This window comes from Prevotella sp. oral taxon 299 str. F0039, assembly GCF_000163055.2.
Taxonomy (GTDB): domain Bacteria; phylum Bacteroidota; class Bacteroidia; order Bacteroidales; family Bacteroidaceae; genus Prevotella.
In genome coordinates this window covers 15,293-30,272 of the sequence record NC_022124.1, presented here as the reverse complement: position 1 = coordinate 30,272, position 14,980 = coordinate 15,293, and the positions used below count along the sequence as shown (strand labels likewise).

Annotated in this window: 14 protein-coding genes; 3 read left to right on the top strand and 11 right to left on the bottom strand. The window is 37.3% G+C overall.

From position 1 onward, the window contains the following. Positions 1 to 132: 132 nt before the first annotated feature. The 3 genes from HMPREF0669_RS00110 (at position 133) to mnmE (ending at position 3,645) form a co-directional block, all read left to right on the top strand. Positions 133 to 1,263 (top strand): hypothetical protein, encoded by a 1,131-nt coding sequence (locus HMPREF0669_RS00110; protein ID WP_009228723.1) that lies wholly within the window; start codon positions 133 to 135, stop codon positions 1,261 to 1,263. Positions 1,264 to 1,285: 22 nt separating this feature from the next. Then, complete coding sequence (locus HMPREF0669_RS00105) at positions 1,286 to 2,158, top strand: nucleoside phosphorylase (RefSeq protein ID WP_009228722.1); 873 nt, start codon at positions 1,286 to 1,288, stop codon at positions 2,156 to 2,158. 116 nt (positions 2,159 to 2,274) lie between these two features. After that, positions 2,275 to 3,645 carry a tRNA uridine-5-carboxymethylaminomethyl(34) synthesis GTPase MnmE gene (gene mnmE / locus HMPREF0669_RS00100; protein WP_009228721.1) on the top strand — a complete coding sequence of 457 codons (1,371 nt, stop codon included), beginning with the start codon at positions 2,275 to 2,277 and terminating at the stop codon, positions 3,643 to 3,645. Positions 3,646 to 3,876: 231 nt separating this feature from the next. On the opposite strand, the gene HMPREF0669_RS00095 is transcribed toward mnmE, so the two are convergent. The 11 genes from HMPREF0669_RS00095 to HMPREF0669_RS00045 all read right to left on the bottom strand — a co-directional run bounded on the left by HMPREF0669_RS00095 (position 3,877) and on the right by HMPREF0669_RS00045 (position 14,905). Continuing rightward, a complete protein-coding gene (locus tag HMPREF0669_RS00095; RefSeq protein WP_009228720.1) occupies positions 3,877 to 5,307 on the bottom strand; it encodes an NADH-quinone oxidoreductase subunit N in 1,431 nt (476 codons plus the stop codon). Positions 5,308 to 5,341: 34 nt separating this feature from the next. After that, positions 5,342 to 6,847, bottom strand: coding sequence for a NuoM family protein (locus tag HMPREF0669_RS00090; protein ID WP_020967855.1), 1,506 nt, complete (start codon positions 6,845 to 6,847; stop codon positions 5,342 to 5,344). Position 6,848: 1 nt separating this feature from the next. Then, a complete protein-coding gene (locus tag HMPREF0669_RS00085) occupies positions 6,849 to 8,810 on the bottom strand; it encodes an NADH-quinone oxidoreductase subunit L (RefSeq protein ID WP_009228718.1) in 1,962 nt (653 codons plus the stop codon). A gap of 8 nt (positions 8,811 to 8,818) precedes the next feature. Next, positions 8,819 to 9,127, bottom strand: coding sequence for an NADH-quinone oxidoreductase subunit NuoK (gene nuoK, locus HMPREF0669_RS00080; RefSeq protein WP_009228717.1), 309 nt, complete (start codon positions 9,125 to 9,127; stop codon positions 8,819 to 8,821). Beyond that, the gene (locus tag HMPREF0669_RS00075) at positions 9,124 to 9,648 is read right to left on the bottom strand and encodes an NADH-quinone oxidoreductase subunit J (protein WP_009228716.1); all 525 of its coding nucleotides are present in this window, start codon (positions 9,646 to 9,648) and stop codon (positions 9,124 to 9,126) included. Before HMPREF0669_RS00075 ends, nuoK begins: the two co-directional genes overlap by 4 nt. A gap of 3 nt (positions 9,649 to 9,651) precedes the next feature. Next, complete coding sequence (locus HMPREF0669_RS00070; RefSeq protein WP_009228715.1) at positions 9,652 to 10,263, bottom strand: 4Fe-4S dicluster domain-containing protein; 612 nt, start codon at positions 10,261 to 10,263, stop codon at positions 9,652 to 9,654. 12 nt (positions 10,264 to 10,275) lie between these two features. After that, positions 10,276 to 11,358, bottom strand: coding sequence for an NADH-quinone oxidoreductase subunit NuoH (gene nuoH / locus HMPREF0669_RS00065; RefSeq protein WP_009228714.1), 1,083 nt, complete (start codon positions 11,356 to 11,358; stop codon positions 10,276 to 10,278). A 2-nt stretch (positions 11,359 to 11,360) separates the two neighbouring features. Continuing rightward, on the bottom strand, positions 11,361 to 12,929 hold the full coding sequence (locus HMPREF0669_RS00060; protein WP_009228713.1) for an NADH-quinone oxidoreductase subunit C: 1,569 nt from the start codon (positions 12,927 to 12,929) through the stop codon (positions 11,361 to 11,363). A 20-nt stretch (positions 12,930 to 12,949) separates the two neighbouring features. After that, on the bottom strand, positions 12,950 to 13,582 hold the full coding sequence (locus tag HMPREF0669_RS00055; RefSeq protein ID WP_009228712.1) for an NADH-quinone oxidoreductase subunit B: 633 nt from the start codon (positions 13,580 to 13,582) through the stop codon (positions 12,950 to 12,952). Then, positions 13,573 to 13,923: an NADH-quinone oxidoreductase subunit A gene (locus HMPREF0669_RS00050; protein ID WP_009228711.1), complete on the bottom strand. Its 351-nt coding sequence runs from the start codon at positions 13,921 to 13,923 to the stop codon at positions 13,573 to 13,575. Before HMPREF0669_RS00050 ends, HMPREF0669_RS00055 begins: the two co-directional genes overlap by 10 nt. 115 nt (positions 13,924 to 14,038) lie before the next feature. Beyond that, on the bottom strand, positions 14,039 to 14,905 hold the full coding sequence (locus HMPREF0669_RS00045) for a hypothetical protein (RefSeq protein WP_009228710.1): 867 nt from the start codon (positions 14,903 to 14,905) through the stop codon (positions 14,039 to 14,041). Positions 14,906 to 14,980: the final 75 nt, after the last annotated feature.

Genomic DNA, 14,980 nt, shown 5'->3' with positions numbered 1-14,980 from the left:
ATAATATGTATATTTGCATAAAAAGTATTTGTTATTTAGAGAGCTTATTGCTGGTTCTTCTTATTAGTGATAATAGAATAAAGAAGCAGACAAAAGAAATTCCAAAAGTTCAATTTACACAAAGACATATCTATGAAACAATATATATTATTTCTACTTTGCTGTTTTTTTACATTTACTAATACTCATGCACAGTCTAAATCAATAGCAAAAAAGAAAGAAACAAAAACAAAAGTAGCTATTACTGAGAAAAAAACAGACAATAGTTTGTTTACATCTATGCTTCCAAATACCGATAAATTATTGGTAATTGATAGCATTGTGGTTGATAAAGAATCATTTCTAGAACATCTAGATTTGCAAAACGACAATGGTTATGTTGGCATAGAAAACAATAATGCATGGTTTATAAATGCATTAAATAATAAAAAGGTATATGCTGTTGGCGACTCTGTTTCAGGAAGAAAACTTTTCCTTGCCCATTATATCAATTCCAAATGGGAACAAAAACGTCCCCTTTCTGAACTAAATGCTTTATTTTCTGACATCAATTTCCCCTTCTTAACACCTGATGCCACAACCTTATTCTTCTCAGCAAAAGGAGATAATAGCATCGGAGGATTTGATATCTACACTACACGACTAGATACTGACAAAGGTGTTTTTTATATTCCAGACAACTATGGGCTACCATATAATTCTACCGCAAACGACTATTTTTTGGCAATTGACGAAAGATACAATCTAGGTTGGCTCGTATCTGATCGTTATCAACCTGCAAATAAGGTTTGTATTTACATCTTTGTACCAAATAAAAATCGCTTAAAGCTGACACAAGAAGGCTTCGATAGCAATACAATAAAAAAAATAGCACAATTAAATAGTATTCAAGATACCTGGAAATTTGGTAACAAACAAGAGGCTATGCGCAGTTTAGAACGCCTTAGGAACCTAAGGAATAAGAACAATAAAGATGGAGAAACTATTCTTTTTATTGTGAATGATAATATAAAATATACATCATTGAAGCAGTTTAAGTCTAACAAGAGTAAGCAATTATTTACAAAACTAGAAGATAGCAAGCAATTGGTTGCAAAACAAAAGAGTGAACTAGATAATTTAAGAATGCAATATAAACAAGCCAATAAAGCAACACTGTCATCTTTAAAACAAGATATTCTTTTTATTGAAAACCAACTTACGAAACATTTAGCTGAGCAAAAAGAACTTGAACAACGCATTCGAGAGCTAGAACTCAATTAATAAACACATAAAATATAAGACCATGAGTAAGTATTTTGCACCTTCAGAACTTATCATCAATCAAGATGGAAGCGTTTTTCACCTACATCTTAAACCTCAACATCTTGCAGATAAGGTTATACTTGTTGGCGACCCAGGAAGAGTTGAACAAGTTTCAAGTTTCTTTGATAGTATTGAATGTGAAGTAAGTAACCGTGAATTTAAAAGCGTAACAGGAGTTTATAAGGATAAACGAATTACGGTTGTAAGTACAGGTATTGGTTGTGACAACATAGACATTGTGGTGAATGAATTAGATGCTCTTGCAAATATTGATTTTGAAACACGAAAAGAGAAAGAGAATCTTAGACAGCTAACACTCGTACGCATTGGAACTTGTGGAGGATTGCAAGAATATGTGCCTACAGGAACATATATTGCAAGTGAAAAGAGCATTGGTTTCGATGGTTTATTAAACTTTTATGCAGGCAGAAATGAAGCATGTGATCTTGATTTTGAAGCTGCTTTTAAGAAACACATGAATTGGAATGAATTGTTAGCTGCTCCTTATGTTATAGATGCAGACAAAGAATTAATAGAGCGAATTGCCAAAGATGATATGGTAAAAGGTGTTACCATTGCATGCGGTGGTTTCTTTGGTCCGCAAGGAAGAGAACTAAGAATCCCACTAGCCGACCCTAATCAGAATAAAAAAATTGAAGAATTTGAATACAATGGCTATAAAATTACCAATTTTGAGATGGAAAGTAGTGCTCTTGCGGGCTTAGCAAAGCTTATGAATCACAAAGCAATGACATGTTGCATGGTGATTGCAAACCGACGAGCAAAAGAAGTAAACTCTAACTATAAGAATTCTATAGATGGACTCATAGAACGAGTTCTCAACAGAATTTAACCACATCTAAATATCAAGCCCAAAAGAATATCAAAAATAATCACTCTTTCAGTAAGGGATTAACTTCTCATTCACACAAAAGAACAAAAGAATGTTCTAATTCTAAGATATATAAAATGAACAACAACGACACAATATGTGCACTTGCCACTGCAAAAGGTGGAGCAATTGGTGTAATTCGTATCTCTGGAGAAAATGCAATTAACATTGTTGCAAAATGTTTTGAAGCAGCTTCGGGTAAAGAACTGGAAGAGATGGCTGCTCAACGAATTATATTTGGCAATATTAAAGATGAAGAAGGGAACATTATAGATGAAGTTTTAGTTTCTGTTTTTCGTGCTCCACACAGCTATACAGGAGAAAACACCATAGAAATTTCGTGTCATGGTTCAACTTATATCATCAATACGATTCTCCAAAATCTTATTAAAAGAGGTTGTAGACAGGCTCTTCCTGGCGAATTTACACAACGTTCATTCTTAAATGGCAAAATGGACTTGAGTCAGGCAGAAGCAGTTGCTGACCTTATTGCATCTACGAATAAAGCTACTCATCAACTTGCATTAGGACAATTGCGTGGCTATTTCTCTTCAGAATTGACTGAACTGAGAAAGAAATTATTGAAGATAACCTCATTAATAGAACTGGAGCTCGACTTTAGTGACCAAGATGTAACCTTTGCAGATAGAGAGGAATTGGCAGAATTAGCTCAACATATCAATAAAAAAATAAAGACTTTAGCCAAATCTTTTGAAACTGGACAAGCAATAAAAAATGGTATTTCTGTAGCAATTATCGGTAAAACAAATGTGGGTAAAAGTACATTATTAAACTGTTTACTTAAAGAAGAACGAGCAATTGTTAGTGATATACATGGAACTACACGAGATGTAATTGAAGATACCATAGAAATAAACAATATCACCTTTAGATTCATTGACACTGCAGGTATTAGAAATACAGACGATACGGTTGAAAATTTAGGTATTGAACGAACCTATAAGAAGTTGTCGGAAGCCATAATTATCTTATGGGTTGTTGATGAAATACCAACAAAAGAAGAAATAGTGGAGATGCAAAAACAAACAATAAACAAGAAACTAATCATTGTTTGCAATAAGTCTGATGAAAAACAGCTATCTTTCCCGATCGACGGAATTAAGGACATAGCTCCGATTGTATCTATCTCTGCTAAATTCAAAGAAAATATAGAATGTCTTGAAGAAACCATTTATACCGCTGCAGACATTCCTGATGTTCACGAAAATGATGTTATTGTAACAAATGCACGCCACTATGAGGCACTGATACGAGCTCAAGAAAGTATTGAGAGAGTAATTGAAGGTATCAATAACGACTTGAGTGGAGATCTTTTAAGCGAAGACCTACGTCAATGTCTAGTATCTCTTGCAGAAATTACAGGTGGTTTTATCACCTCAAACGAGGTCCTCGGAAATATCTTCAAACATTTTTGTATCGGAAAATAACCGACAAAAGAAATATTATTCCCCCTAAATATTCTCCAAAATATTTAGATTAGGAAGATATCTAGCAGACAATCATATATAAGAGAAGACTATTTTATATATGATTTTATAAAAAGATAAGTAAAAATAAAAAGTGAACATAAAATCAGCACCTGCAGTATTGTATTCTGTAGGTGCTGATTTTGAATAATATAATACTACCCTATTGTACTAATAGAGAAACGTCCTATCTTATATTGTCACGTTGGCTGCGATGTATTCGAAGATACAAGAGCATACACCAAACAACAATACACCGATGGTGCAAAGTGCAAGTGTAATCTTTGTGTTAACATCTGACTTGAATGTTGGCAAAGGATTTTCGCTCTTGTTGATATACATTGCTTTTACTATCAATAGATAATAGTATAAACTTACAACCGTGTTGATCAAGGCAATGAACACTATTACATAAGAAAGTGTTGAGCCTTGCTCTACTGCAGACATGAAAACAAAGAACTTACTGAACATACCTGCGAATGGAGGAATACCACCTAATGAGAACAAAGCAAGGGTCATGATGAACGAAAGTTTTGGATTGGTGGTGTATAAACCATTATATGCCTCAATATCGGTAACTCCGTTGTTACGCTCTTCAATAGCACCAATAATTGTAAACACGGCAAGATTGGCTACAACATAAATCAACACATAATATGAAAGAGCAGCAATACCCATTGCATTGTCGGCAACTACTGCCAACATAATATAACCAGCTTGTGATATTGAACTAAATGCCATGAAGCGTTTTAGCTCTGTTTGGCGAATTGCAAAAAGGTTTCCAATGGTGATACTCAATACAATTAGGATGTAAAGAAGTATTTGCCAATGTTCTACCATATTTACAAACACTTTCATAAGGATTGTTAGTGAAGCAAAAGTTGCAGCTCCCTTAGATACTACCGATAAGTAACCTGTAACTGTTGTTGGGGCTCCTTGATAGGTATCTGCTGTCCAGAAGTGGAATGGAACCAATGATATTTTGAATGCTAAACCACTAAAGAAGAACACCAAACCAGCAATGGTTAGAGGTGATGCTGTGATAAGTGATGCGCAATCGTTGAAATATAATGTTCCTACTGCTCCGTAAATAAGTGAAATACCGAACAACATTACACCACTTGAGAAGGTTGCTGTAAGTATGAACTTAGCACCTGCTTCTGCTGAATTGTGACGATATTTGTCGAATGCCACTAGACATGCCATTGGAACTGACGCCATTTCGAGTCCCAAGAAGAATAAAAGGAAGTGTCCTGCGCTTACCATCATGTTCATACCCAACAATGTTGAGATGATTAAAAGGTAAAATTCTCCTTCTTTAAATGAGGTATCATTACGTTGTAACCATGTACGACTTTGAATGAAAACTAGTAGTGTACCCAACGCAAGTATTGTTTTAATAACACTTATTGATGAGTTGGTTTGATACATTCCACCAAAGGCTTCCATGGCAACTGATGGCTGAAAGTTCAACACAAGATGTAGCAACATAAGCACACACACCAATGGATTGAACCAACGACGTTCTTTTCCAGCTGAGATAAAGTCGGCAATAAAGGTAATAACCAATAGTGCCATTAAACTAACCTCTGGCTGCATTGTTAGAAATTGACCGTAATTCATTATCTAAAATATTTTTTATTGCGATGAATAATACTTACATTGTTGCTACTGCACCAAATTTATGAATATGGTGTAACAATGGACCTAAGCTGCTGTTGATGATGTTGCTTGCCCAGAATGGTGCAATACCAAGAGCTGCAACACAGAAGATTAAGCAGATAACTGAGAAACGTTCGTCCCATGTTGCATCTGTCAATTCTTCAAAGTGTGGATCTGCAACTTTGCCATACAAGATCTTTCCCACTGTTCTTAGAATGTATACCGCTGTTGTTACAATACTTGTACAAGCAATGATGGTACAAACTCTGTGGAAGGTGTCGCCATTTTCAAATGAACCTACAAAGACTGTCATCTCTGCAACGAATCCACTAAATCCTGGAAGACCAAGGTTTGCAAGACCAGCAACTACATATCCAACACTAAGGAATGGCATAATCTTCATCAAACCACCTAACTGACGGATATCTCTTGTATGTGTTCTACCATAAATCATACCGATTAGAGCAAAGAACAAGGCTGTCATTAAACCGTGAGACAACATCTGAAGTACTGCTCCTGTGCATGATGTTTGAGTCATCATCAATAATGCGAAAAGCACTAAACCACAGTGTGACACTGAAGAATAAGCATTGATATATTTCAAGTCGGTTTGAACACAAGCTGAGAATGCACCATATACAACTGAACAGGTTGTGAGGATAAGGAAGATCCAAGACAAATCGTGAGCTGCATTAGGCAATAGATACATCGCAATACGGAAACATCCATATCCTCCTAGCTTCATCAATACACCAGCATGGAGCATTGAAACAGCTGTAGGAGCTGATGCATGACCATCAGGAGACCATGTGTGGAATGGGAAAAGTGCTCCAAGAACACCAAAACCAATAAACACAAATGGGAAAAGAACATTTTGAACTCCACTAGGAATATTGTGAAGAGCAGCTAACTCTTGTACATTCATGGTTGTAGCACCACTGAAGAAGTAGATACCAAGAATACCAATGATAAGTAATGCCGAGCCTCCCATAAGCATAAGGGTTAGCTTCATTGCTGCATATTCTTTCTTACCACTACCCCATACACCAATAAGAAGGTACATTGGGATAAGTGCAACCTCGTAAAACATGAACATTGTGAACATATCTGTCGAGATAAAGAATCCATAAACACCTATAGATAGAAGAACAAACCAAAGGAAGTATTCTTTTGTTAAGGGCTTTAACTGCCAAGAAGCAAAGGTTCCTGTAAACACAATGATACTTGATAAAAGGATCATCACAACAGAAACGCCATCAACGCCTACACTATAAGCGATATTCAACGACTTAAACCAGGGCACACTGTAGGTGAACAACATTGGATCTGTATTGCCTGCATTGCGCATCTGAATGAAAGTAATGGTTAACCAAGCTGACAATGCTAACAAAGCAGTTGCACCAACAACCATTACACCACGTATTTGTGCTAGATTTCGGCTTAACCATAAACCCAACAACATAATTACGGGAATGACTACAAATAATGTTAATATGCTCATTTTAGTTCAATATACTAAGTAATACTAATGTTAATGCAACGGCACCAGTTAAGAACCATGCTGCATATTTACGTACATCACCACTTTGCCATGGACGAATTGTCTCTGCACCTTCATTTGCTCCCCATGCAAGGAAGTCGAATGTACCATCGATAACATGCTTATCGAACCATGCGATAGGTGTACTTACAAAGCGGAAGATAATCTTATGAGTAACAAATTGCCATACTTCGTCCATATAGAAACGACGATATGCCGCCTTATGAAGTGTTGGGAATGTTTTAGCAAGCTTGTCTGCAAATGGTGTTTCTTCACCTTTGTACATCAATGTTGCTGCAATAATCGCAACAACTGCTAAACCAACACTTGTTAAAGCTACGTTCCAATGCATGTGAGTCGTGAAACCTATTCCGTTAGCAGATACATATTGTCCGAAAGGAATAAAGCCACAAAGAACTGTTATGATTGATAAGAATATCAAAGGGAAGGTCATTACTAATGGTGCTTCATGTGGTTTGTGTGCTCCATTATCAATATTTGCTTCGTAATAGCTCTTTCCCCAGAAAATTACATAATACAAACGGAACATATAGAACGCTGTCATCATTGCTATTCCACTCATTATTGCTCCCATCAATGGGCTAAAGTGATAACAAGCAACTAATATTTCATCTTTTGAGAAGAATCCACTGAAAGGTGGAATACCTGAAATAGCAAGACAAGAGATTAAGAAGGTGATATGAGTTATTGGCATATACTTACGTAAGCCACCCATATATGCTTTCTCGTTTGAATGCACTGCGTGAATAATACAACCTGCTCCAAGGAATAAACATGCCTTAAACATAGCATGAGTGAACAAATGGAACATACTAGCCATATATCCTAAGCCTTCTACATCAGCATATTCTTCTGTGTGTGCAACGGCACTTGTTGCTGCATCTGGTAAGCAAACACCAAGAGCAACCAACATAAAACCAATCTGAGAGATGGTAGAGAATGCCAATACACGTTTGATATCGCTTTGTACACAAGCAACTGCTGCTGCATAAAAAGCGGTGAATGCTGCTATATAAGCAATCCAATGAAGTTGCTCTGGAGCGTATTGTACGAACAAGGGGAATAAACTTGCTGTTAAATAAACACCAGCAACAACCATCGTTGCAGCGTGAATTAGCGCAGAAACTGGTGTTGGTCCTTCCATAGCATCAGGCAACCAGATATGCAATGGGAACATAGCACTCTTACCTGCACCACCGATAAACATCAAGAATAAAGCCCAAGGAAGTATCGAAGCGGCAGCTGCTGCCTTTCCTGCAAGCTCTGGCATTGCTGTAAGATCATAGTTAAAGGTTCCTACATAATAACTATATACAAGGATACCGATAAGGAAGAACAAGTCAGCAAAGCGTGTAACGATGAACGCTTTCTTTGATGCTGACACCGCAGCTTGCTGTGGATAGTAGAAACCGATTAGCAAGTATGAGCTAACTCCCACTAACTCCCAGAATAAATACATTTGGAATATATTAGTTGCAACAACTAATCCAAGCATAGACATTGTAAACAATGAGAGATAAGCATAGTAACGTTGGAAGCCTTTCTCGCCATGCATGTATCCAAATGAGTAGATATGCACCATAAAACTAACAGTAGTGATTACCACCAACATCATAACCGAGATTGGGGTGAGGCGGAAACCAATATTGAAAGTCAAAAATTCATTAAAATGAAGCCAGTTAATATTAAATGCAGTGATGGTTGGATACAATCCATCAGCTCCTCTACCTTGAATCAAGAAATACTCAATCGCAGTGTAAAGAGATAATGAAAAAAGTGTTCCTAACACCAATGTTCCTATCAGACCAGCCACTTTATGACTCATCTTCATACCTGCCAAACCAAGAACAATGGCAGAAAGTGCAGGTAAAAGAAGTATTAAAAAGACAAAACTGTAATCCATAATCCTTTTTAAAATTTCATGTTTTCAATACCGTTCACCTGATCATTCTTCAGATTATGGTACACATTAATAATTATAGCGATGGCAACAGCAGTCTCTGCAGCAGCAACTCCCATCGAGAATAATGTAAAGAAAAATCCCTCTGCATTATTGGGGTGAAGCATACGATTAAAAACTGCGAAGTTAATATCCACTGAGTTCAATACTAACTCAATAGAGATGAGCATCGCTATTAGGTTTCTTCGTGTAATGAAACCAAATACTCCTATAAAGAATAATAGCGTACTTAACGCTAATAAAGCATATACTGAAATCATTTTTTATCCTCCTTTCGTGCAATCATTACACCTCCAATGATACATGCCAATAGGAACACTGAGATCAACTCAAAAGGAAGGGCATATTGTCCTTTATCTGTTCCAATCAAAGTAGTACCAACTTCGTGCATGCTCACTTCATTTGCTAGACCTAAATCCACGACATTACCAATGAATTCATTCTTTGCAAAAATCACAAGAAACATCACTAAGCCCACTAAAGCCACAAGAACTCCGCCCAAAGACTTCTTCAAGCTAAATGATTCTTGCAAACCTTGTAGAGTTCGTTTTGATACAAGTTGAATTGCAAAGATATATACCATAGTGATACCACCTGCGTAAATAGATATCTGAGCAGCTCCTAAGAAGGTGTAACCTAATAGGAAATAGATTCCTGCAACGCCAAACAACACAAACAAGAGAAAGGTTGCAGCACGCATAATGCGTTTTGTTGTAACGCAAACGATAGCCGATCCAAGGATAATTACGGCTAAGATACAAAACATAATTAAGTTTGCCATAGTTTATTTTTCCTCCTCTGCTTTTGTTGTTTCTACATTGTTAGCAGCTTCTGCCTCTGCTTTAGCCTTTGCAGCCTCTGCTTCTGCCTTTGCTTTTGCAGCTGCAGCCTTAGCTTCTTCTGCTTTCTTTGCGTTCTCTGCATATTGCTTCATTTCCTCTTCTGTTGGTGGATTGTTTAGATGTTCCACCAAAACATTTCTGTTAAATACTGAGTGTTCAAAGCTATTAGAGAAATGAATAGCATCATAATTACATGCATTCACGCACAATTGGCAAAACATACAGTCGCCAAGGTCATACTCATAGTCTTGCAATAAACGTTTTTTCTTACCATCTGGGGTAACAACGTTATCCCATTTTATGCGTATAGTACCATTGGGACATGCAGATTCACACATTAAACAAGCCACACATTTATTCTTTCCATCTTCATCATGTGGCATAATTAATGTACCACGATGACGTGCAGAAATGTGAACTGTTTTTCTATTCTCGGGATACTGCTCGGTGATCTTTGGTGTAAAATACTCTTTCCAAGTAACACCCATACCTGTAAGTAAACTCTTTGCAGTTTCTTTTATCCCTCCGAAATATGTTGTTTTTTTATCTTCCATTTCGTCGTAGATTTAAAAATGCCAGCCCAAAGCAACCATAAGGGTCATTAACACTAAGTTAAGAAGGCTCAAAGGCATTAAGTATTTCCATTCGAGTTTCAATATTTGGTCGATACGAAGACGTGGGAATGTCCACTTTATCCATAACAACAACCAAATGAGTATAAAGGCTTTAGCCAAGAACCACACGATACCTGGGATATAATCCATCACTTGATTAAATCCATCAAGACCATTTACATGAAGTGGCATCCATCCTCCTAAGAAGACTGTAGCGGCTGTTCCTGCAACAATAAACAAGTTTAGATACTCTGCTAAATAGAAAAAGCCGAATCCCATACCTGAATATTCAGTGTGATAACCTGCAGTTAACTCACTTTCTGCTTCAGCTAAGTCGAATGGACCACGGTTTGCTTCAGCATTACCAGCGATTAAGAACACAAAGAATGCTATTAAAGCAGGAACGTGTCCTTTAAAAATCAACCAGCCATCTGCTTGAGATTCTACTATACCACTTAGCTGCATTGTTCCTGTTAGCACAACTGCTGTAATAAGACATAAGCCTAACGACATTTCATAAGAAATCATCTGAACAGCTCCACGCATAGCAGAAATAACACTAAACTTATTGTTAGAACTCCATCCTGCGATGAAAACACCTACAACACCAATACTAGATATTGCGCTCATCAAGAACACTCCAACATTAAAATCTAAGATCGAAGCTCCTTTATTCCATGGAAGAAAGGCGAAAGCGCCTACCGATCCAATGAGAACTAAGAAGGGAGCCATATTATAAAGTAGCTTATCTGCCTTGTCTACGGGGAAGATTTCTTTGATCAACATTTTGATAACGTCTGCAAATACCTGCAGAATTCCCCAAGGACCAACACGCATTGGACCTAAACGACATTGGAAGTAAGCACATACTTTACGTTCCATAAAAATAAGAATGATTGCCAACACAGCATAACCTAATAAGATTAGGAGAGCCACAACCACACATTCTATCAATACCGACATAAAATCTCCTAGTCCAAGTGTATTTCTTAGGAGTGAGTCGAACCATGTTGTTACTAAACTAAAATCAAACATAATTATCTATCTATATCTGGTATTACATAATCTAAAGATGCTCCTACTGCAATAAGATCGGCAATCTTCTCACCTCTACACATTTCGTCTAGAGCAGAAACGAGTGGCAATCCCATAGGACGGAATTTCAAACGATAAGGCATTTTGTCACCCTTTGAATCTAGATAAACACCAATTTCACCTCTACTACCTTCACAAGAGAAATACCATTGTCCCTCTGGAATACGGATAACAGCCTTTTGTTTGATATAGAAGTCGCCTTCTGGAATATTATCTATCAATTGTTCTAGGATGCGAACACTTTGTTCAAGTTCTGCCATACGCACAAGATAACGATCGTAGCTATCGCCATGTGTAAAGGTTATTTCATCGAAATCCACCTTATCATACATAGCATAAGGATGATGCTTACGCACATCATTAGCCCAACCTGCTGCTCTACCAGTACCACCAGTACAGCCATAGCTTATTGCATCTTCTTTACTTAACACTCCAACACCTTTGAAGCGGTTCATAAAGATACGGTTACTTGATAGAATATCGTGATATTCTTTAAACTTAGGTTTAAGATATTTGCAAAGCTTCTTAACGTTTTCAACTAAGTTTACGTCGATATCTTCTTGGCAACCACCTATTCTATAATAGTTTTGAATAAGTCGTCCGCCTGTTGTTTCTTCCATAACATTAAGCACTTCCTCACGATCTCTCATTCCATAGATAAACGCTGTCAAAGCACCAAGGTCCTGACCGCAACAGCTATAGAACAATAAGTGAGAGTCGATACGTTGCAATTCGTCCATAATAGTACGAATATACTTAATGCGATCGCTAAGTTCCACACCCAAAGCCTCTTCTACTACGCCTACTAAAGCATGACGTGTTTGCATCGCACTCAAGTAGTCCATACGATCTGCAAAGCCTAATGTTTGTGGATAAACGAAGCCTTCAGAAATCTTTTCGATACCTCTGTGGATATAACCGCAGTGGGGATAGATTTTCTTAATGGTCTCACCATCAAGAATAGTTTGAAGTCTTAGCACACCATGTGTTGCTGGATGCTGAGGACCAATATTCACAACGAAGTCGTCTTCGTGAAATAAAGGTTTGCGTTCTGCAACTAGTTTGCCCTCTTTATTAAGCGAATATTGAAGTGTATAATCTGGTTCTGGATCGTCGAAAAGATGATATTTGTTCTTTTCTGGGTCCATATCATAGTCTTTACGCATTGGATATCCCACGAAGTCGCTACGTAAGAAAATGCGACGCATATCAGGGTTACCTGTAAAGACAATACCAAAGAAATCATAAACTTCACGTTCTAAGATCTCTGCTGCTTTCCATAAATGACTCACCGAAGGGATATAAGCCTCATTTCGATTAGCATTTACCGCCTTAACCGACATTCTTTCGTGTGTTAAGGTGTTTTCTAAAATATAGATACAGCCGAGTCCTTCTTCTCCGAAATCTTCACCAACAATAGTAACAAGGAAATCAAAATGTTGGTCGTTCTTTAGCTTTGCCATTTCACTAGCAAAACTATTCAAATCGAATTGTATATTATTCAGTTTCATTTTAGTCTTCCTTATTACAATTATTCATCAATACCTTTCTTAGGGTCGAAGTCTTCAGGAACACCATTCACAATGATTGGGGTTTTCTCTTTCTTGTTTGCTCCGCCAAAGAATTTCTCTATCTTTATCTTACGTTGCAACTGCATCATTCCATAAAGAATAGCTTCTGGACGTGGAGGACATCCTGGAACATAAACATCAACAGGCACTATCTCGTTAATACCACGCACAACATGATACGATGCTTTAAAAGGTCCACCACTAATAGCGCAACCTCCAATGGCAATAATATATTTAGGTTCTGCCATTTCATCATAAAGTCGTTTAAATACGGGTGCCATCTTGTTGGTAATTGTTCCAGCACACATAATCAAATCGGCTTGTCTTGGAGAGTTACGTGTTACTTCAAAGCCAAAACGAGCAAAGTCATAACGGGCGCAACCCACACTCATAAACTCAATACCACAGCAACTTGTGGCAAAAGTTAAACTCCATAAAGAATTTGAACGTCCCCAGTTTATTAGTTGATCTAATGAACCTGTAACCACATTCACTCCACCTTCGTGTAGTTCTTGTGCTATTTGTTCTAGGGTCTCATTGTCTTTAAATTCCTCGTAAGGAATACTCTTAATGTGCGGTTTCTTTACTTCCATTCCAAAGCTCCTTTCCGCCAAGCATAAGCAAGACCAAATACTAGTACCAAAAGAAAGAATCCAATGCTCGCTAAAGCAGTTGTTCCTATTTCTTTAACAACAACTGCCCAAGGATATAAGAACACTGTTTCTACATCAAACATCAAGAAAAGGATGGCAAACAAGTAGTAACCTACATGAACAGGAATCCAAGATGATCCCCTTGTTGGTATACCACATTCGAATGGTTCACCCTTTACCGCATTGTAAGAACGTGGTCCTATCAACTTAGCAATGGCATAAGCAGCCACTACAAGGAAGACAGCCGTAATTAAAACGGTAATAAATAAGATAAAATTCATAAAGATATTATAGTATAATTATTTCGCACGAGAATTCGTATTCATATTGCTTGTTATCTTGCAAAGGTAACAATTATTTTAAAAAGATTTCATTTTATACAACAAAAATTGCTACTTATATATTACAAAAGTGTTGTTTTTGTGTTTCTACATGGTATTTAACAAGTTCTTCTATGGGTGCTTTGATTATTTTTGCAACATTCAAATGCAATCTATCTGCTGCCTCTTTCAATTCATTTTGAAAATGATAACCAATGCTACCCACTACTCCCAAACCTAAATCTGGTCGTTTATAAGGACTTACATTTCGCTGAAGATATTGCACAAAAGCCTCTACCACTAGCTCATGCACAGCTTTTTCGTGTAGATGTGCTTTGATAAAAGGAGCAAATGAGGCTAAAAATCTATTCGGCATCGCCTCTTTATACACCTTACTAATGATGGTTGCAACACTCAATTGATATTCTTCTAAAAACTCATCCCTTATACTTTGTGGCAAGCTACCTTTTAAAATACCATTAAAAAAGCGTTTCCCTAAGTCGGCACCGCTACCTTCATCGCCAAGAATAAAGCCCAAAGCAGGTGTATTTTGAACGATTTTGCCATTCAAAAACAAGCACGAATTCGAGCCAGTACCTAATATACATGCCACACCATCAGTGTTTCCACATACCGCCCGAGCTGCTCCCAACAAGTCGCTATTCACTTCTAGCTTCACGTTCTCGCCAAAGTAGCGTTTCAACAGCTCTTCCATCACACCCGCAAACATAGCATTACAGCCTGCGCCATAAAAGTAAATAGCCTCTACAACGCATCCTTCGCAAGCCACATTCATAGCCATTTGCTCCACTTCTCGCTCTATTTCGTCGTGCGATTGTATCACAGGATTCAGTCCTACCCTATCCTTTCTAAAAACTTCTTTAGCGTGTTCAACGCCCACCCAAGTTGTTTTTGTACTTCCACTATCGGCAATTAAAATCATTGTTCGCAATCTTTTATTCTACGTTTTGTTTTCTATGTATTTCTTTCTGGGTAATAAATATATTAAGGTACGTGT

Coding starts and splice junctions, on each gene's coding strand:
- HMPREF0669_RS00110 (WP_009228723.1), top strand. CDS start 133: ATGAAACAATATATATTATTTCTACTTTGCTGTTTTTTTACATTTACT.
- HMPREF0669_RS00105 (WP_009228722.1), top strand. CDS start 1,286: ATGAGTAAGTATTTTGCACCTTCAGAACTTATCATCAATCAAGATGGA.
- mnmE (WP_009228721.1), top strand. CDS start 2,275: ATGAACAACAACGACACAATATGTGCACTTGCCACTGCAAAAGGTGGA.
- HMPREF0669_RS00095 (WP_009228720.1), bottom strand. CDS start 5,307: ATGAATTACGGTCAATTTCTAACAATGCAGCCAGAGGTTAGTTTAATG.
- HMPREF0669_RS00090 (WP_020967855.1), bottom strand. CDS start 6,847: ATGAGCATATTAACATTATTTGTAGTCATTCCCGTAATTATGTTGTTG.
- HMPREF0669_RS00085 (WP_009228718.1), bottom strand. CDS start 8,810: ATGGATTACAGTTTTGTCTTTTTAATACTTCTTTTACCTGCACTTTCT.
- nuoK (WP_009228717.1), bottom strand. CDS start 9,127: ATGATTTCAGTATATGCTTTATTAGCGTTAAGTACGCTATTATTCTTT.
- HMPREF0669_RS00075 (WP_009228716.1), bottom strand. CDS start 9,648: ATGGCAAACTTAATTATGTTTTGTATCTTAGCCGTAATTATCCTTGGA.
- HMPREF0669_RS00070 (WP_009228715.1), bottom strand. CDS start 10,263: ATGGAAGATAAAAAAACAACATATTTCGGAGGGATAAAAGAAACTGCA.
- nuoH (WP_009228714.1), bottom strand. CDS start 11,358: ATGTTTGATTTTAGTTTAGTAACAACATGGTTCGACTCACTCCTAAGA.
- HMPREF0669_RS00060 (WP_009228713.1), bottom strand. CDS start 12,929: ATGAAACTGAATAATATACAATTCGATTTGAATAGTTTTGCTAGTGAA.
- HMPREF0669_RS00055 (WP_009228712.1), bottom strand. CDS start 13,582: ATGGAAGTAAAGAAACCGCACATTAAGAGTATTCCTTACGAGGAATTT.
- HMPREF0669_RS00050 (WP_009228711.1), bottom strand. CDS start 13,923: ATGAATTTTATCTTATTTATTACCGTTTTAATTACGGCTGTCTTCCTT.
- HMPREF0669_RS00045 (WP_009228710.1), bottom strand. CDS start 14,905: ATGATTTTAATTGCCGATAGTGGAAGTACAAAAACAACTTGGGTGGGC.